Source organism: Mucilaginibacter sp., assembly GCF_041088075.1.
Lineage (GTDB): Bacteria > Bacteroidota > Bacteroidia > Sphingobacteriales > Sphingobacteriaceae > Mucilaginibacter_A.
Genome location: NZ_JBGCVY010000065.1, coordinates 41,133 through 60,203, shown reverse-complemented (window position 1 = coordinate 60,203; position 19,071 = coordinate 41,133). Strand labels below are relative to the sequence as shown.

At 44.5% G+C, this 19,071-nt stretch carries 14 protein-coding genes; 10 read left to right on the top strand and 4 right to left on the bottom strand.

Annotation, left to right across the window (positions count from 1 at the left end; genetic code table 11):
* The first annotated feature begins 67 nt into the window (after window positions 1-67).
* Window positions 68-697 carry a DNA-3-methyladenine glycosylase gene (locus V5804_RS15945; protein ID WP_369592397.1) on the top strand — a complete coding sequence of 210 codons (630 nt, stop codon included), beginning with the start codon at window positions 68-70 and terminating at the stop codon, window positions 695-697.
* Here the strand turns inward: V5804_RS15945 and cphA are convergent.
* Complete coding sequence (gene cphA / locus V5804_RS15940) at window positions 690-3,314, bottom strand: cyanophycin synthetase (protein WP_369592396.1); 2,625 nt, start codon at window positions 3,312-3,314, stop codon at window positions 690-692. The two genes, V5804_RS15945 and cphA, sit on opposite strands and share 8 nt — an antisense overlap.
* 150 nt (window positions 3,315-3,464) lie before the next feature.
* Here cphA and V5804_RS15935 point away from each other — a divergent pair, with 150 nt between their 5' ends.
* The 9 genes from V5804_RS15935 (at window position 3,465) to V5804_RS15895 (ending at window position 13,087) form a co-directional block, all read left to right on the top strand.
* Entirely contained in the window at window positions 3,465-4,376 is a 912-nt protein-coding gene (locus V5804_RS15935; RefSeq protein WP_369592395.1) for a cyanophycinase, read from the top strand.
* Between the two features lies 1 nt (window position 4,377).
* Entirely contained in the window at window positions 4,378-5,220 is an 843-nt protein-coding gene (locus V5804_RS15930; protein ID WP_369592394.1) for an isoaspartyl peptidase/L-asparaginase, read from the top strand.
* Window positions 5,221-5,285: 65 nt separating this feature from the next.
* Entirely contained in the window at window positions 5,286-5,882 is a 597-nt protein-coding gene (locus V5804_RS15925; protein ID WP_369592393.1) for a hypothetical protein, read from the top strand.
* A gap of 221 nt (window positions 5,883-6,103) precedes the next feature.
* The gene (locus tag V5804_RS15920) at window positions 6,104-6,334 is read left to right on the top strand and encodes a hypothetical protein (RefSeq protein WP_299289992.1); all 231 of its coding nucleotides are present in this window, start codon (window positions 6,104-6,106) and stop codon (window positions 6,332-6,334) included.
* Between the two features lie 341 nt (window positions 6,335-6,675).
* Window positions 6,676-7,179, top strand: a complete 504-nt coding sequence (locus V5804_RS15915) for a DUF3347 domain-containing protein (protein ID WP_369592392.1) — start codon at window positions 6,676-6,678, stop codon at window positions 7,177-7,179.
* Window positions 7,180-7,270: 91 nt separating this feature from the next.
* Entirely contained in the window at window positions 7,271-8,806 is a 1,536-nt protein-coding gene (locus V5804_RS15910; protein ID WP_369592391.1) for a PAS domain-containing protein, read from the top strand.
* Window positions 8,806-9,168 carry a PleD family two-component system response regulator gene (locus tag V5804_RS15905; RefSeq protein ID WP_369592438.1) on the top strand — a complete coding sequence of 121 codons (363 nt, stop codon included), beginning with the start codon at window positions 8,806-8,808 and terminating at the stop codon, window positions 9,166-9,168. The genes V5804_RS15910 and V5804_RS15905 overlap by 1 nt, the downstream gene beginning before the upstream one ends.
* 309 nt (window positions 9,169-9,477) lie before the next feature.
* Window positions 9,478-11,835 carry a TonB-dependent siderophore receptor gene (locus V5804_RS15900; RefSeq protein WP_369592390.1) on the top strand — a complete coding sequence of 786 codons (2,358 nt, stop codon included), beginning with the start codon at window positions 9,478-9,480 and terminating at the stop codon, window positions 11,833-11,835.
* Between the two features lie 43 nt (window positions 11,836-11,878).
* Entirely contained in the window at window positions 11,879-13,087 is a 1,209-nt protein-coding gene (locus V5804_RS15895) for a PepSY-associated TM helix domain-containing protein (protein WP_369592389.1), read from the top strand.
* A gap of 192 nt (window positions 13,088-13,279) precedes the next feature.
* Here the strand turns inward: V5804_RS15895 and V5804_RS15890 are convergent, their stop codons facing one another.
* The 3 genes from V5804_RS15890 to V5804_RS15880 are packed head-to-tail and all read right to left on the bottom strand — an operon-like array spanning window position 13,280 to window position 19,033.
* Window positions 13,280-14,365 (bottom strand): efflux RND transporter periplasmic adaptor subunit, encoded by a 1,086-nt coding sequence (locus tag V5804_RS15890; RefSeq protein WP_369592388.1) that lies wholly within the window; start codon window positions 14,363-14,365, stop codon window positions 13,280-13,282.
* Window positions 14,366-14,370: 5 nt separating this feature from the next.
* Entirely contained in the window at window positions 14,371-17,628 is a 3,258-nt protein-coding gene (locus V5804_RS15885; protein ID WP_369592387.1) for an efflux RND transporter permease subunit, read from the bottom strand.
* A 13-nt stretch (window positions 17,629-17,641) separates the two neighbouring features.
* Window positions 17,642-19,033 (bottom strand): TolC family protein, encoded by a 1,392-nt coding sequence (locus V5804_RS15880; protein ID WP_369592386.1) that lies wholly within the window; start codon window positions 19,031-19,033, stop codon window positions 17,642-17,644.
* Window positions 19,034-19,071: the final 38 nt, after the last annotated feature.

Here is a 19,071-nt window from a genome sequence, read left to right as displayed (position 1 = left end):
TCTTTCAATTGCGAATACACTGTATTAGCAATTGGTCGCGCGAGTCTATTTTGTTTAATATTTTCTAATGATCACTTCCTTCACCCAACAAAACCTAAACCAGCTTTGCAATGAAATGGCCAGCCGCGATGCTTCTTTTACCGGCATAATTTCAGTGTACGGTTACCCGCCTTTTTGGAGCAGGCCAAATACGTTTGAATCCTTGGTGCATATCATTTTAGAACAACAGGTTTCGTTGGCTTCGGCTTTATCGGCACTGCAAAAACTGAAAGAAAGGATTGGGGAAATTTCCGCAGAAAACCTGCTGGCTTTAACGGATGAAGAACTGAAAGCCTGTTATTTTAGCCGGCAAAAAACAGTTTATGCCAGAGATTTAGCAGTAAATATTTTAAACGGAAATTTAGATTTAGAAGAATTGCCCTTGTTGCCAGATGATGAAGTCCGGACAAAACTGACCGCGATAAAAGGCATCGGCAACTGGACGAGTGAAATTTACCTCATCTTTATTTTGCACCGCACGGATGTTTTCCCAATTGGCGATTTGGCCGTTGTACAAGCCATCAAAAGGGTGAAAAACCTGACGCCCGAAACTTCAAAAGAAAGGCTTCTGCAAATTGCAGAAGCCTGGAAACCTTGTAGAACCATCGCAACACTGCTTTTATGGCACGAATATTTGAGCCGAAGGAAAGTTAAATAGTTTTTCCTGCCCGTTCTTTTTCCTGAAATTTTTGCACCATTTCAATTGCATTGTCCACCACATCGCTCAAGGCTACAATAAAAGCGCCTGGCTTTGCCATCCGGATAGCATGTTCAATCACGTCCATTTCCTTGGGCGCAATTTCGTACGCTGTCTTTTTTTCTGCCGATAAAACGCCTTCTTCCATTAACCGCAGCAATTCTTCCTTTTTGCGGCCGCGCAAATGGTTTTCCTGCCGGAGAATGATATGATCAAACATTTCTGCTGCGATACGCCCGATTTCGCGGATGTCTTCGTCTCGGCGGTCGCCGGTTGCGGCAATCAAACCGATTTTTTGCGGAGAATCAATGGTTTGCAAAAATTGTTTGATGCCATTAAAACCATCCGGGTTGTGGGCAAAATCAACCATGATTTTAAAATCTTTAAACGGAAAAATATTCATCCGGCCGGGCGTTTGCGCTGCCGAAGGGATAAAAGTTTCGAGCGAAGTTTTTATATCTTCGGTACGGAAACCCCAAACAAAAGCCGTAAGCGTGGCCGCCAAAACATTTTGGATCATAAAACTTACCGTTCCGCCAAAAGTGAGCGGGATTTGTGCCGCTTTTTGCACGCGTATTTTCCAGCCGCCTTTTTTTATCGTGATGTAGCCGTTTTCGTAAACGCAGGAAATATTGCCCAGGTTGGATTGTTGTACGATAATTGGGTTGTTTTCGTCCATACTGAAATAAACCACATGGCAACCGGCCCTTTTTCCGATTTTCACGCAGTATTCATTGTCCGCATTGATAACCGCCCAGCCGCTTTTTTTTACCGAATTGATCACTACTTCTTTTACCCTTGCTAAATCATCAAGCGTGTGGATATCGTTCAAGCCCAGATGGTCTTCCTGGATATTGGTCAAAACGCCGATATCGCATTGGCCGAAACCCAAACCCGACCGTAAAATTCCGCCGCGTGCCGTTTCCAGCACGGCAAATTCGACCGTTGGGTCTTTTAAAATGAATTCTGCACTTACCGGTCCGGTGGTATCGCCTTTTAACATCAATGTATTTTGAACGTAAATGCCATCCGAAGTGGTAAAACCAACCCGGTAGCCGTTATTTTTTACTAAATGAGCAATCAAACGCGTGGTGGTGGTTTTACCGTTCGTGCCGGTGATGGCAATGATCGGGATGCGGGCCGATTTACCGTAAGGGTACAACATATCAATCACCGGCGCCGCTACATTTCGGGGCAAACCTTCGCTTGGCGCCAAATGCATCCGGAAACCGGGCGCGGCATTTACTTCCAGCACTACGCCGCCATTTTCGGTTAATGGCTGGGTAAGGTTTTCGGCCATGATGTCAATCCCACAAATATCCAAACCAATGATACGCGCAATACGTTCGCAGAAGAAAATATTTTGCGGATGCACCATGTCGGTAACATCAACCGAAGTTCCGCCGGTACTTAAATTAGCGGTGGATTTCAGGAAAACCTGTTCGCCTACTGTTGGGATACTTTCTAAAGTATAGCTTCTTTTATCGAGCAAATCTAAGAGGTCGCGGTCAATGTTGATTTCGGTCAGCACGTTTTCGTGGCCATAACCACGCCGCGGATCGCTGTTGGCCAAATCAATTAACTGTTGAACGGTTGATTTTCCATCGCCAATTACATTTGCCGGAACGCGTAGTGCCGCGGCCATCATTTTGTAATCAATCACCAAAACCCGAAAATCGTAACCGGTAATAAAACGCTCTACAATTACTTTGCGGGAAACCTTTGCGGCGTGTTCAAAAGCATCCAAAGCTTCCTGTTCGGTTTTTACGTTGATGGTTGCGCCGCGACCGTGGTTACCATCCAACGGCTTGAAAACCAAAGGGAAACCAACTTTTCGGATGGCTTCGTGAACGCCTTCAACAGAAGTGATGGTGATGCCTTTAGCCACCGGAATGGCCTGTTCTTCCAGTAAACGTTTGGTTTCTTCTTTATTTCCGGCCAAATCAACGGCAATGCTGCTGGTGCGCTCGGTCATGGTGGCACGGATGCGCACCTGGTTTTTGCCGTAGCCCAATTGCACCAACGATTGGTTATTGAGCCTGATCCAGGGAATATCATGGGCAATTACCTCTTCTACCAAAGAACCTGTACTTGGCCCCAAACGCGTTTGCTCGCGGATTTTTTTAAGTTGTTGAATGTCTTCCTCCAAATCATAAGGCAAATTATTGATCAGTGCTTCAGCAATTCTAACGGCCGCTTCGGCTGCGTAAACGCCTACTTTTTCTTCTTCATAATTAAAAACCACATGATAAACGCCTTTGGTATGGGTTTCGCGCGTGCGGCCGTAACCGGTATCCATCCCGGCCAGGGTTTGGATTTCGAGGGCGATATGTTCAATCACATGCCCCATCCAAGTCCCTTCTTTTACCCTGGCAAAAAACCCTCCGGGCACGCCTGGCGAACAGCGATGGCTGTACAACGAAGGCATAAAAGCTTCCAGCCGTTCGTAAAAACCGGTAATTGTATTAGTTGGCTGTTCTTCCAATTCCTCCAGGTCCAGGCGCATTTGTATCAACTTTTTCCGGTAAGTGCTCCAAATATTTGGCCCTTTCAGTACCTGAATCTTTTCAATCTTCATAAATTTTATCCTGCTAATACTGTTTTTACACCTGTTTTTTTGTTAAAACACCTGCAATTAAATAAGTTTTTGAATATTAAATGCAATTATCATTCACTTTTTAGCGCTGCGTGCCGTTATCTTTGGAAAAATACCTTTAATTTTTCATTGATGAGCATACCAACAGGCAAATTAGTAATTATAGGCGGTGCCGTTGACTTAGGTACAAACATCAGTGCCTTGGAAAACATCAAACAGCCAGACCATCTCCGGTTTTTTGAGCACGGAATTTTAAAACGGATCATTACAGAATCTGCCACAGAAAATCCTGTTGTTGAAGTGGTTACCACGGCTTCCCAAATCCCGGAACTGGTGGGCACCGAATACATCAAAGCTTTCAGCCAGCTTGATGTGGAGAACGTAAACGTGCTGGACATCCGCAGCCGCGAAGATGCCGCCAACCCTGATTATTTAGCGCGCATCAAAAAAGCAGATGTGGTGATGTTTACTGGCGGCGACCAGCTTCGTTTAAGCTCTATTTTTGGCGGAACCGAGTTTTTGTTTATCCTGAAAGACCGTTACCTGCACGACCATTTGCTTGTGGCCGGAACTTCCGCCGGTGCGGCCGCTGCTTCTGCCAACATGATTTACCGCGGCCAAAGCAACGAAGCGATGATCAAAGGCGAAGTGCAAATTACGGCTGGTTTGGGTTTTATTGATTCTGTAATTATAGACACCCATTTTGTGCAGCGCGGGCGCATCGGCCGTTTGTTTTATGCTGTGGCCAGCAACCCTGGCATTTTAGGCATTGGTTTGGGCGAAGATGCCGGGCTTTTGATCACCGAAGGCAAAACAATGGAAGCTATTGGCTCCGGCTTAACGATTGTAGTTGAAGGCCGCGACATCATCGAAACCAATATTTATAATGTAGAAATGGGGACGCCGGTTTCTGTTGAAAACTTGAAAGTACATGTAATGTCTATTTATGATAAATTTGACTTGCAGCAGCACAAGTTGTTTATCAACAAAACGGCCAAGGTTTTAAACAACCATGCCCTGAACATTCCAGACAACAATTATTGATATGAAACTGATTATACACGGCGGGTTTTTTAGCGAATCTGGCACCAACCAGGAAATTAAAAAAGCCAAACAGGAAGCTTTGGCCATTATTGCCGAGGCCAGTTATGTTTTTTTAAAAACACATTCGGCGGTGCAAACTGCTGTTTTTGCCGTGTCATTGTTGGAAGACAGCGAACTGTTCAACGCCGGTTACGGTTCACAAATCCAAAGTGATGGCAAAATCAGGATGAGCGCGGCTTTGATGGACGGCGGCACGGAACGTTTTTCGGGCGTGATCAATATAGAAGATGTAAAAAACCCGATCCGGATAGCCGAAAAATTATTGCCGCTGCAAGACCGTGTTTTAAGCGGAAGCGGTGCCAAAGATTTTGCCCGCGAACATGATTTCCCATACTTCAACCCGCAATCACCGCAGCGCAAACACGAATACGAGCAGAAACTGCAAAACTCGGTACGCTTAGGCACGGTTGGCTGCGTAGTGTTGGATGAATTTAACAACCTTGCCGCAGCTACCTCAACCGGCGGAAAAGGCTTTGAAATACCTTGCCGTGTAAGCGATTCGGCCACGGTTGCCGGCAATTACGCCAACCGTTTTGCAGCAGTTTCGTGCACCGGCGTTGGCGAGGATATTATGAGCGGTGCCGTGGCCGCCAAAATTGTAACCCGCGTAACCGATGGTTTCAAACTGGGCGATGCCTGCGAAAAAACATTGACCGAACTAAGCGGGTTTGATGGTTTTGCAGGCGTGATCGGCATAAAATCAACCGGCGAGATTTATCATGCCGATACACATCCGTATATGGTTTGGGCAAGCTACGATGACGGGCTGGAAGTTTTTAGTTAAGCACAACACTTTTAAGCTTTGGCCGTTAATTAATTGATTTGTTTTTCTATAACAATCAGCGTTTTATGAAAATAGTATATACTCTTTTTATCGGCCTTTTTTCATTGCAGGCTTCGGCACAGCTTTATGTTAAAATGCCCTGGCAAAAAAAACACGAACGCTTTCCGTCATTAGGTTTAGTGAAGGAGAAAACGCCGCCACCAGCACTTATCTACAATACTTCTTTTAGCACCTTTAAAACCGATTTAGGCCGAAGCCGCTACAGCATTGATGCCGAAGAAGCCTTGTGTATGCGCAATTTGCGCCACAGCATGCGTTACGGGCAGGCAGCCATGCGCATTCAGTTTGATAGTTTGGCCAATTTTTATTTTCGGCAAAACCGTTTTTCGGAAGCCAAATGGTACGTGCTGCGCAGCAATGCCATTTCGCGCCAGCAAAAAAATTATGAAGGCATTATCGGTTCGCTGGTGGTTTTGGCGGATGTAAAATCAAACCTGGGCGATTTTAAACAGGCCGGCGAAGATTTAACGGAAGCTAAAAACATTGCTGCCTTGCACAGTTTAACGCCCAACCTGCTGCTGATAGAACAGCACACAAAACAGATCAAGCTAAACAAAGACGGCGGCATTAAAGTAGAAAACCATTACGCCGAGCTGCTGTAGCAAACCTGTTTCAATATTTATTTTTGACAGGAATATTAAAACCGGCATGCTTCTTTTACCACATAAAAATTGGTGTTGTTGCTATGAAAAAGTATTATTTAAGATCATGGCTTTTAAATATTCAAAATAATATTCAAGGTTAAAACGGCATTTGTGTTATTTGATATAAACAAATTGTATTTTTACGAGTTAAAGTAAAACAATTATTAAAAATCTAAATCATGGCAAAAGCTAAAAAAGAAGAAACTGAAGGCGGAATAACAGCTTATTCTGTTAAAACAAAAACCAAAAATGTCCCGATGGTTGACCCTGTTATCAATTGCAAATCGGGCAGGTATATTGCGGTGGGAAAAGATGCTGATGGGAACAATATGGCTGCCATTTTAGGAAAAGACAAAGCAGAAGAACACATCAAGAACGGAAACGCCAAAAAAGGCGAAGGCTGGGAATAGAAATTGTTGTTTTTTATAAACTACAATTTTTTGTCAGTTTCCGCTATTTTATAAACCGGCATTGCCTGGTTTATAACTAATTAAAGCTATAAGGCCGGCCAGCAGTAAACTGTTGCCGGCTATTTTTTTGCAACAGGTTTTGGGGCTAGTTTGAATTTATGCCATAAAAAACGCCATGCTTCTTTTACCGTCTAAAAATCGGTATGTGCATCAATTTAAACAAACCGAAACCGGGCAAGGCCAATTTTTAGGCGGTAAAAGAAGCATCGGAAATAAATTTTTAAACGCTCCCTTAGCCTTTTACGGTTCAAAGTTTAATTTTGCCTGATTAATATCCGTCTATGAAAACTATTAAATATTTATTGTTGGTGCTGGGCATAGTTGCTTTTCATCAAACCAAAGCCCAAGCCGTTAATGCTGTTTTTAGCCCTGTTTTACACGGGTATTTAAGTGTAGAAAAAGCCCTGGTTGATGACGATGGCAAAGCGGCAAACCAGCAGGCCGCCGAAATGGTAAAAGCCGTGCAGCAACTCAACACCGATAAACTGGAACCTGCACAAAAAGCAGCATGGACAAATTACAGCGAAAAATTGCGGTACAACGCGCAGCACATTAGCGAGTCTACAAGCATCGAACACCAGCGCGAACATTTTGCCGCGCTTTCTGATGCTGTTTTTAGCCTGCTGAAAAAATTTAAGCCCGATGTTACCGTTTACCGGCAATATTGCCCGATGAAAAAGCAGTACTGGATAAACGCTTCTGCCGAAATCCAAAACCCTTATTACGGAAAGAAAATGCAAAATTGCGGCAAAGTAACGGCAACGATTAAAGGCACTGCCTTGTAGCACCGTAAGAAAAAACGGCAAATTGCCCTGTTTTCGCAACCAAAGCCCCGGAAAAATGTATAAATTGCCCATATAAGACGATCAAAATTAAATGGATACAGACAATTCTTTAGGTTTTAATTTTTCCGGCGAATCGCATGAGCTTGATTTCCACTTGCTAAAACTTGCCGTTGATGCTTTTGTTGCAGGCATTATTATTACCGATTACCGCCAGCCCGACCATCCTATTGTTTATTGCAACAAAGCTTTCGAAAAAATTTCAGGTTATCAAAGAAGTGAAATCATTGGCCGCAATTGCCGCTTTTTGCAGGGCGACGACCGCGAACAGCCTGCCCGCTATCTTTTAAAAGAAGCGATTAAAAACGGGGAAACCGCCACAGTAGAATTGCGCAACTATCGTAAAAACGGGGATTTGTTTTGGAACGAGCTGTATTTATCGCCGATAAAAGATGCAAACGGAAACGTAACGAATTTTATGGGCGTGCAAAACGACATTACCAAACGGAAAAATGCCGAGCAGCAATTGCAAAAGGAGCGCGACGAAATGGAACGTCGTGTGATCGAGCGTACCAGATTGTTAAAAGAGAACGAAGAATATCTGTCGAGTATTTTGCAAACGGTACGTGAATCGTTACTGGTTTTAGGGCCGGATTTACGCGTCCTTAGCGTCAACAGGCATTTTTTAAGGACTTTTAAAGTATCGGAAGCTGAAACCATCGGTATAAAACTATATGACCTGGGTGATGACCAATGGAATATTCCGCAATTAAAAGAATTATTAGAAACCATTTTGCCAAGCAACAACCCAGTTTTGGATTTTGAGGTAAGCTACGAGTTCCCGCAAATTGGTAAAAAAATAATGCTGCTGAATGCGCACCAGATTGAACTGGACGGCGAGTACAAACAGCACATCCTGCTTTCTTTTGAAGATATTACGGAACGCAGGGAAAGTGAACAACGCAAAGACGATTTTATTTCCATCGCCAGCCACGAACTGCGCTCACCTTTAACAACGGTAAAAGGCTACATCCAGCTTTTAGAAAGGATGCTCCCGAAAGATAACGACAAGGTTACGCAAGCTATCGCAAAAACCAATGATTACCTAAACCGGATGAACGAGTTGATTACCAATTTGCTGGACACTTCCAGAATCCAAAACGGCAAAATAGAACTGCACAAAGAGGTTTTTGATTTTGACCAGATGGTGAAAGAAGCCGTAGAAAACGTACAGGGAAGCTACAACTCGCATAGGATTGTAATCACCGGCAGCACCAAACTCAGTTACGCCGGAGACCAGCACCGTTTAGAACAAGTGGTTATCAATTTGCTTACCAACGCCATCAAATACTCACCCGAAGCCAGCGAAATAGCAGTTTACCTGTCGCGTGTAAGCGGGTTTATAAAAGTAGCGGTAACAGATTACGGCCTGGGCATTGGCCGCGAAGACCAGAAAAAAGTGTTCGAGCGGTTTTTCAGGGCGAACAGCATCCAAAAGAAATTTCCTGGCATGGGAATTGGCCTGTACGTATGCGACCAAATTATTAAAAACCATAAGGGCACTTTGTGGGTTGATAGTGAAGCAGAGAAAGGCGCTACCTTTAGTTTTACCTTGCCGATAGAATTGTGATGATAAACAAAACAGTACTTGTATGTGATGACGACCAGGGTATTCTCGAAATGCTTGTACTTGTACTGGAAAGTTATGGCTATCAGGCAGTTGCAGAAAGCAACAGCCCGAATATGTTTAAAACGATCGAGCAAGTGCACCCCGGCCTGGTAATTATTGATTTGTGGATGCCGGAAATGACGGGCGACGAAGTGGTTAAACAACTGCGCAAAAAACCCGAAACGCAGGATTTGCCTGTGATTGTAATTTCGGCCAGTATGGATGGAAAACAGATGGCAGACAACGCCGGTGCAACACATTTCATCAGCAAACCTTTTGATATTTTTAATTTGATTGATAAAGTAGAAGAATACTACGCTTAAAAGCGACACCAATTTTTAGGGCATAAAAGAAGCATCGGCAAAAAACGGCGATGCTTTTTTTATGCCTTGTTTTTTTTGCCTGCCAGCAATTAAGCTTGCCGAAACCCCTTTTTTATCTTTACCACGCCTTCTTTTTATTTAAATTAATTCTAAATAATTTTCTGCCGAAAAGATTAAAAATTATATTTGCCGCTAATTAGAATTAATCTAAATAAACGCATGGCTGACTTTATACACTACTTTCAAAAAACAATTACCCTTTCTTTCCTACTGATAATTATAACAACAGGTGTTGATGCCCAATTAATTATGGGTAAAATTTCAGGAAAAATAAAAACAACCGACGGCAAAACCGAAGCCCACGTAACCGTAATGGTTAAAGAACTAAACCGTGTAACCACGACCAAAGACGATGGCAGCTATATGTTTGGCAACATCAAACCAGGGGTTTATACCATCAGGATTTCCTGCATCGGCTGTGCCAACAAAGAAACCGCGGTAACCGCTTTGGCAGGCAAAACCACGGTGGCAGATTTTACTTTGTCCGAAAGTTCTTCCCAATTATCCGAAATAAATATTAATGCCCGTAAAAACAGCAACAATAAACCGGTTACGTTGGGCAAAGCCAATATCAGCCTGTTGGATTTGCCGCAAAGCAGCGGCGTGGTAAGCAGCCAGGTAATTAAAGACCAGCAAGTTAACCGTTTGGGCGATGCCTTGCGAAACGTAAGCGGTGTTTCGCTGACCCAAACCCGCGGCGGCGTTTCCGAATCTTTTTCGGCACGCGGTTATACCATTGGCGTTTCCGGCGGTGCGGGAAGCATTTTCCGAAATGGCGTTTTAACCAATTCTGCCGGTTTCCCGGATGCAAGCACGCTGGAATCAATTGAAGTTTTGAAAGGAAGTGCAGCCTTGCTTTACGGCAATGTTTCGGGCGGGCTGATCATCAATTTGGTTACCAAAAAACCAAAGTTTGATTTTGGCGAGGAAGTTGCCCTACGTTACGGCAGCTACAACGATTACAAACCGATGGTTGATGTTTACGGCCCGATAAGTAAAAACGTAGCTTTCCGCGTGATTGGAACTTATGAAAACAGCGACAGTTACCGCGATCAGGTTAAAACAAAAATAACCAATTTAAGTCCATCTTTACTTTTCAACCTAAATAAAAAAACAACTTTATTAGTTGAAGGAAATTATTTGAAATCAGATTTGACACCAGATTATGGCGTTGGAACTTCAAACAATGGCCGCTTTATTCCTGATGTCCCGCGTTCGAAATTTATCAATACCAATTGGGCATACAGCAGTTTGGAACAGGGAACAGGTTCGGTTACGTTGAACCATCGTTTTAACAACAACTGGAGCTTGAATGCCATCGGTTCTTTGCAAGGCACAAGCGTTAACTCTTTCGGCTCGAGTTTGCCAAACAATGTTGATGCGAATGGAACCTGGAACCGGGGTTTGGCCCGCGCCAAAACTTACGAAGGCGATTATACCGGGCAGATTAACCTGAATGGAAAGTTTAAAACAGGTTCCATCGGTCACCAGCTTTTGGCAGGAACAGATTTTGCAGAAGTGCTAAACGTAACCCGGAACTTTGCCATCAGCGGGATAACAGCAACCAATACGGTTTACGATAAAATCAATATTGTTGATCTGGATGAGTTTACGCCGCGCACTGATATGCCAAATTCCACAGATACTTTACGCACCAAATCGCCTTCTTACCGCTTTGGGTATTATGCGCAAGATTTAATCAGCCTGACCGATAAATTTAAAGTGCTGGCCGGTTTGCGTTACTCCATCCAAAAAACAGAACAAACTTATATTGAGAATTTAAAAACTGGTGTTGATAGCCGCGGCACTGCTTCGACCAAGTTTGACAAAGCTTTTTCGCCCAAACTGGCTTTGATTTATCAGCCTGTCAAAACCACTTCGGTTTACGCCAGCTACAGCAACAACTTCATCACCAATTCTTCTTACACAGATATTTACGGCGCAACTTTAAAACCCTCTACCGTAAACCAATACGAGGCAGGCGTTAAAAACGATCTGTTTAACGGAAAGCTAACCGCCAATTTAAGTGTTTACCGGATTGTGAACAGTGATTTGGCTGTGCAGGCACAACTGGACCGTAACGGAAAACCGAACGCCATTTCTACCATCCGGGAATTTAGCGGGGAAACGACCAGCGACGGTTTTGATTTGGACATCAACGGAACGATTTCTAAAAACTTTTATTTCATCACCGGCTACGGCCACAACTACATCCGCTACACCAAAACCGGCAACACAACAGGTTCTTACACCGTTGGCGAACGTTTGGTGAACAGCCCGGCCAATACTTTTAACGGAAGTTTGTTTTACACGTTTGACCTTAATGCTTTGCGCGGGTTAAGATTAGGCGCATCGGCTTTTTATACCGGCTCTCGTTTTGGCGGCTACAACAACACGGTTAACCAACCCCAAAAATACAGCCGTTTAATCCCGTTAAGCGGTTTTACCACGGTTGACCTTTCTGCCGGGTACGCCTACAAACGCTTCTCTTTGTTGGGCAAAGTTTCCAACATCGGCAATACGTTAAATTATTTAATCCACGATAATTACAGTATCACGCCGATTGCGCCGAGGCAGTTTTTAACCACGCTTTCGTATAAATTTTAATCTTCAACACCACACCAATTTTATACCGGTAAAAACAGTATCCATGAAAACCGTCTTCCGCAGCATTCATCTTTACCTCAGTCTGGCCGCAGGTATCATCATTTTTTGTTCGTGTTTAACTGGTACGATGCTGGTTTTTGAAGATGAAACAGAACACGCCCTGCACCACGAACGTTATTTTGCGGAGCCGCAAAAGCAACGCCTGCCCACGGAACAATTGATTTTTAGTGCGATAAAAACAGTATCAAAAGCCAAATTAGGCAGCGTAAAAGTTTATGTCGATGCCGAAAGAACGGTTGAAGTTGGATTGATCGTTCCGGAAAAAGGCAAAAGCGAAGAACAAAGAAAAAGTCAGGAACATCGGCCCAAAAACACGGAAGCAAAAGAAAAAAAACAGGAAGGCGCAAGGCCAAACCTGACTGTTTTTGTAAACCCTTACACCGGCCAGGTTACCGGTCAGTTGAACCGCCGCCAGTCGTTTTTCTTTACGGTAGAAATGCTGCACCGCTTTTTGCTGGCCGGAAAAGACAGCGTGGGCAACAAAATAGTCGCCTTTTCTACCTTGTTTTTTCTGTTTATTTTGATAACCGGCGTGGTTTTATGGTGGCCGAAAAACAAAAAAATCATGCGCCAGCGGCTGCGCTACAAATGGGACGGCAGCCGGAAACGCCTGGTCCACGACTTGCATATTGTAACCGGATTTTACACTTCTGCCTTTTTACTGGTGATTGTTTTTACGGGATTGATCATGACTTTTTCCTGGGCAAACAAACTGCTGTATGCCATTGCCGGTTCTAAACCTGTTTCTGAGCAGCCAAAACCGCCAACTTCTGTTTTTCAGGCAGGAATAAAACCGCTGCCAATCGGCGAAATTTTGGCTTTGCAGGAAGAATTGGACAAGTCAGCATCGTACACCATCCGTCCGCCGCGCGATTCTGCCGGCACTTATACCTTAAATGTTTTGCAAAAAGGAGCCGCCGTAGAAACAGCAAACGATACTTATTTTATTGACCAATATTCGGGGAAAGTGATCGGCACACAAAAGTTTGCCGATAAAAGTGCCGGGCAACGTGCGCGGGCGTTTGTAAAACCCATCCATACCGGTTCCATCTATGGCTTGAAAACCAAAATTATCAGTTTCATCGTGTGTTTGCTGTCACTGGTTTTCCCGGTTACCGGCGTGCTAATGTGGCTGAACCGAATCAAAAAAAAGACTGGTAAAAGAAGCACCGGCCAAGTTGTTGTGAATTGAGCTATAATACCGGTTATATTTTCAAAGCCTGTTTAAATTCCATCTTAAAAAACTATCATGCTTCTTTTATCCACTAAAAATTGGTGCCTGTATTTACCCCATTGATACGAGGTTTAAAAAAAGCACCAATTTTTAGGTGGTAAAAGAAGCATCAGAAATAACCGGACGAAATTGAGGCAAGGCTTTAATTGATTACCTTAAAACATCGCCTTCTTTGATTTCATCCGTTCCCAGCAATACAATTTTTTCGTTGGCTTTCAGGCTACCAAAAACTTCAGTAGAATCGTGGCTGGCCAAACCTTCTTTTACATCAACCAAAGCTGCTTTTCCGTTACGAACGGCCACAACGTATTTACGCTCGGTAGAACGGACGATGGCACTGCTCGGGACCAGCAAAGATTTAGAGCCGGAAAGCATCGGGATTTGCACTTCTGCATACATGCCCGGTTTTAGCTGCCCGTTTGTGTTGATGACATCTATTTCAATCGCTTCCTGGCGCATACTGCCCAATGCGTTGGCCGAACGGCTGATTTTAGCTTTGAAAGGCTGGCCAGGCATGGCGTTAAAGGTAAATTGCACCGGATTTTTTAAATCAACCTTATCTACATAATCTTCGGGAATGTCCACCTGCAAACGCAACTTTCGGGTATCCTGTAAAATCAGCATGGGCTGGTCGGTTGATTTACCAGGGGCAACCAACGCACCGGGCGAGATGTTACGTTGCACGATCATCCCATCAAAAGGCGCATAAATATTAAGGTAGCCCAACATGGTACGGACAGAAGCCACGTTGGAACGTTCGGAATTAGCAATCGCTGCATCGGCCTTCATCCGCGACAAAGCATTGTCCAAATCAAGCGGCGAAACAGAGCCGGGTTCCAGCGATGCTTCTTTTAGCCGCTGATATTTTTCTTTACTGGCTGTGGCCGTTTCCTGCGCTTGCAAAAAACGCGAATTGGCCGATTGTACTTGTGACTGCATTTCCGGTGCTTCCAAAGTAACCAGCAACTGTCCTTTTTTTACCATCGAACCGCGGTCAACATAAACCTGTTTAACAAAGCCGTTCACTTTCGGAAACAAATTCACTTCGTTAAAAGGTTTTAACTGGCCTGGCAAACGGGCCGATGATGACAATGATTTTTCGGCCACAGTAGCCAATTCGTGCTGTCCTGCTGATTTACTTTTTACATCGGCCGTTAAATCAACCGGTTTTTGGTTGCCCGAGCAGGCATATAACAAACAGCAAATAGCTGCCGGTAAAATGGTTTTATAGTTCATGGTGGTTATGCGTTAATTGGTTCGGGTTTAATTTGAGCTTTTGTTTCTGATTCGGTTTCATTTTCAGGCATCAAGGCAGGCGAATCGTAAGTAGTTTTGTTTTGTACCCAGGCAAATACTTGCGGCAGGATAAATAAAGCCGCCAGTGTTGAAGCGAATAAACCGCCGATTACAGCGCGGCCGAGCGGTGCTGATTGTTCGCCTGCTTCCCCCATTCCGGAAGCCATCGGGATCATCCCTGCAATCATGGCCAAGCTCGTCATCAATATTGGCCGCAAACGGATGGAAGCACTCGTGATGGCAGCTTTGGTGGCATCGCGGTATTCCAATCGCAGGTTTTCGGCGTTGGTTACGATCAGGATGGCATTGGCAACCGATACACCAACCGACATGATCATGCCCATATAAGATTGCAGGTTGAGTGTGGAGCCGGTAATCAGCAACATCAGCAAAGAACCCAATACCACAGCGGGAACTGTAGAAAGCACCGTTAAAGAAACTTTGAACGATTGGTAATTGGCTGCCAGCAACAGGAAAATAACCAGGATGGCAAACAGCAATCCGTTTTGCAAACTGGACAAAGTATCAACCAGCAAGCCAGACATGCCGCCGATCGTAGCTAACAAACCTTTGGGCGGCGTGCCTAATGATGCTACGGCTTTTTTAACATCAGATGTGGCTGTGGCCAAATCTTTTTTATAGATATTGGCACTGACGGTAAGAAAACGGCGCGGCCCACTGCGGTCGTATTCGCCCGGAACATAGGTGGTTTTAAAAGTGGCAATATCGCCCAGGATCGGGCTGCTTTGCCCTTTAACCAATGGGATTTCTTTCAACTGATCCATCGTGTTCATCACATACTCCGGCACTTGTACCTGAACCTGATAAGTGTAAGCGCCTTTTTCATCCAGCCACAAATTCTTCTCGGTAAAACGGCTGGAAGAAGTACTGGCTGTAACCGACCGGGCAATATCTTTAACATTCAAGCCCAATTGTGCCGCTTTTAATCGGTCAAGTGTAATGGCGATGACCGGAAATTTTAATGGCTGCACAATCTGCACGTCCCGCAGGTAATTGATTTTTTTAAGCTGACCGACCACTTTATTGGCGTAACCTTCAATTTGCGCCATGTCTTTTCCGGCAACCTGCACTTCAATTGGTGTTGATGCTCCCTGGCTCATGATCTTTTCCGTCATGTCAATCGGCTCAAAAGTGATCTGCAGTTCGGGCAGTTCATGCGCGATATTTTTGCGCAATGCATCCTTCAGCTCATCCATGTTCACCTTGTACTTTTCGTCGAGGTTTACCTGCAAAACGGCTTCGTGCGTACCTGTATTGAAAATGTACAGGTTGCTGCTGCCATAACTGCTTGGGATCAACCCGATATAACCGGAAGTAATCTCCACATGGTTGTTTACCGTTTTGTTGATGATCTGTAATACCTGTTTAAACTTGTCCTCCGTTCGTTCCAACCGTGTGCCTTCCGGTTCTTTAATGCGCATTTGGAACTGTCCGTTGTTTATTTTCGGCATCATATCTTTTCCTATGTAAAAGAAGCACAGGCCCGCCAGCAGCACGACAGTTACCAGGTAAAAAGGCACAATCAGCCGTTTGTTCGGCATCCAGTGGGCAAGGATATTGGTAAACTTTCCTTTTATCTTTTCAAAAAAATCATTTTCTCCCGGCTCATTTATTTCGGCAGAACGATGATCGTTCACCTGGATCTCTTCGCGGCGGTCTAATGCTTCACCAGCATGTGCATGAATATGTCCGTGTTGCCCATGCTGGTAACGGTCTGCTTTAATCAGCCAGTTACTTAAAATCGGAACAACAGTTTGTGCCAATACATAAGAAACGATCATGGTCAATCCGATGGACATCGAAAGCGGCAGGAACATTGCTTTTGGGATGCCGTTCATTAAAAAAGAGGGTGCAAAAACAGCAAGGATACAAAGCAGGATCAGCAACAACGGAAAGGCGATTTCTTCGCAGGCATCATAAATTGCCAACCGCTTGGATTTGCCCATTTCTAAATGCTGATGGATATTTTCAATCGTTACCGTCGCCTGGTCAACCAAAATACCAATAGCTAAAGCTAATCCGCTTAAAGTCATGATATTGATGGTTTGCCCGAAAAGGCTCAGTAACAATACACCGATCAGTATAGAAACCGGGATTGTGATCACCACAATTAAACTGCTTCGCCAATCGCGCAGAAAAAGCAAAACCATCAAGCCGGTTAGCAAAGCACCCAGCCCGCCTTCGGTCATTAAGCTTTTTACGGCATTCACCACAAATATGGATTGGTCAAATTCGTAGGACAATTTGACATCATCCGGCAGCAAAGACTGCATTTCGGGCAGCTTGCTTTTCAGGTTTTGTACCACCGTCCAGGTAGAAGCATCTGCTGTTTTTACCACCGGAATATAGACGGACCGCTTGCCATTGATCAAAGCATAATCCACCGTGATGTCTGCTGCATCTGCTACCCGCGCCACATCTTTTACAAAAATAGGTACGCCGTTTTGTGTTTTAACAGGGATGTTGCCAAAGTTTTCCGAATTCTTAATCAGCGAGTTCATGGTCGTCAAGTAAATGGTATTATCCAACCTAAGGTTTCCTGAAGGCGACATGGTATTAAACTTTGAAAGGGCATCCACCACTTCGTCCGGTGTTAAATTATAACTGCGCAATTTATCAGGATCAACATTGATGGTGATCGTTCGTGCGTTGGCGCCAAACGGCGGAGGTGCAGAAAGGCCGGGAATGGTAGAAAACATTGGCCGGATGCGCGTGGCAGCCAGATCGTAAATATCTTTTAAACTGCGGGAAGGGCTCGAAAAAACCAACTGCCCAACCGGCAAAGAAGAGGCATCAAAACGGATAACCTGCGGCGGCAAAGCACCTGGCGGAAAAAAGCTGGTTGCCCGGTTTACCTGCAAAGCTACCTGCGCTGAAGCTTCGGCCATGTTGGTGCTTTCGTAAAACTCCAGTTTAATCATGGTTAAGCCTTGTATATTTTTACTGGTGATGTTTTTGATCCCGTTGATGTACAAAAACTGGTTTTGCAAACCGGTGGAGAAAAAACCTTCCATTTGCTGCGGCGACATGCCGCCGTAAGATTCAATCACATAAATGGTAGGCAGGTTTAGCTGCGGGAAAATATCAATCGGGATTTTTATTGCGGCAAGCACTGCAAAAATTAAAAGACTCATGGTGATGACCATCGTGGTGATCGGCCTTTTGAGTGCGGAGGTAACCATTGACATATGCTTGTTATTTTAATAGGTTAAGTAATGAACCAACTTGGTTTTGGGCGAGGGATTTTTGGAACAAGGCCCGGCAGTAGGCATTTTGGGCATTGGTATAATCCGTTTCGGCACGAAAAAGGATATTTAATGCGGCATCCAGTTCTACAATATTGGTAAGGCCATTTTTATAGAGTGAAAAATTACGCCGGTAAGCCGCTTCGGCTGCCTGCAACTGAATGGGTATTTCGCGAAGCCTTTCTTGTGCGGTAAACAATTCTGCATTGGCCTGGCCCGAACTTAACACCAAAGCATTTTGCTGTTCCTGCAAGGTTTTTAAAGAATAGTTGGTTTCTGCTTTTTGAACCCCAAGCCGAAGCTGCCTTCTTTTCAGGTCAAAAACATTATAGCTGATGCCTACACCAACCAGATAATTGCTCCGCTGAAAGCCCCAACCATCAGAAAGAGCGTTAAAATGATCGCTGTTGTCAACACTTGCACCGCGCCCCCAAGCGGCGCCTTCCAATAATATTTTAGGGTTATAGCTTTTTTTAACTAATAATTCTCGTTGCCGACTGGTTTCGTAAAGTGATTGGTAATAGTTGATAAGCGGATGGTTTACCGTATCTGCCCCCGGCAAAGCCGCAACAGGCGCAGAAGAGATCAACTGAGGGATTGCATTGGTATCGGCAACCATTTGCACGGCAGGGATACCGCTGATGGCGGCAAGCTGCAACTGCACCTGTTTGGATTGGTTGGCCAGTTCGATATAATTTAACCGTGCTTTAGAAAGTTCTGCCGTTGCAATAGAAGTATCTACGCCGGCCCGAACGCCGCTACGGGCAAGCGACAAAATAGAACGCCGGATCTCTTCGTTCCGTTGAATGTTTTTCTGCTGGATCAAAAGCAAGCCTTGCAGGCGCAGCAGTTCCAAATAATTACTGATGGCGTAACCCTGCAACTGAAATTTGGAACGAAGGAACAAGTTTTGCTCGGTATTGACTTCGGAGGCCGCCACTTTATTTTGGGCACCGTAAGCGCCAAAATTGTAAATTTCCCAATCAAAAGAAGCAATGCCCAGATTGGTTAAAGCTGCATCTGTATTGCTGGTAGCGCGCCTGCCGCCAGAATTGGACGGGATAATGCCGAAGCCAAAATAACCACCGGCCGTATTGTTATTTGTGCCGATATCCGCCTGGTAATTTAACCTAAGGTTGGGCAGCCAGTTATACCGCGTTTCCTTTGCTTCTGCCTGGCGGGTTTTGATGGCAGCAGAATCTGTTATTAACGAAGGCGCATTTTGGTTGATGCGGTTGAGCAAAGTATTTAGGTTGATTTGTGCCGGTTGTTGCTGTGCGTAAAGCTGATTTTTAATTAAAAAAAACAGGAACAGTAAACCGGCCTTTTTAAGGCTAAGCATAAGTTGTTGTTAAATTTTCTGAAAAAATAACGAGGGCT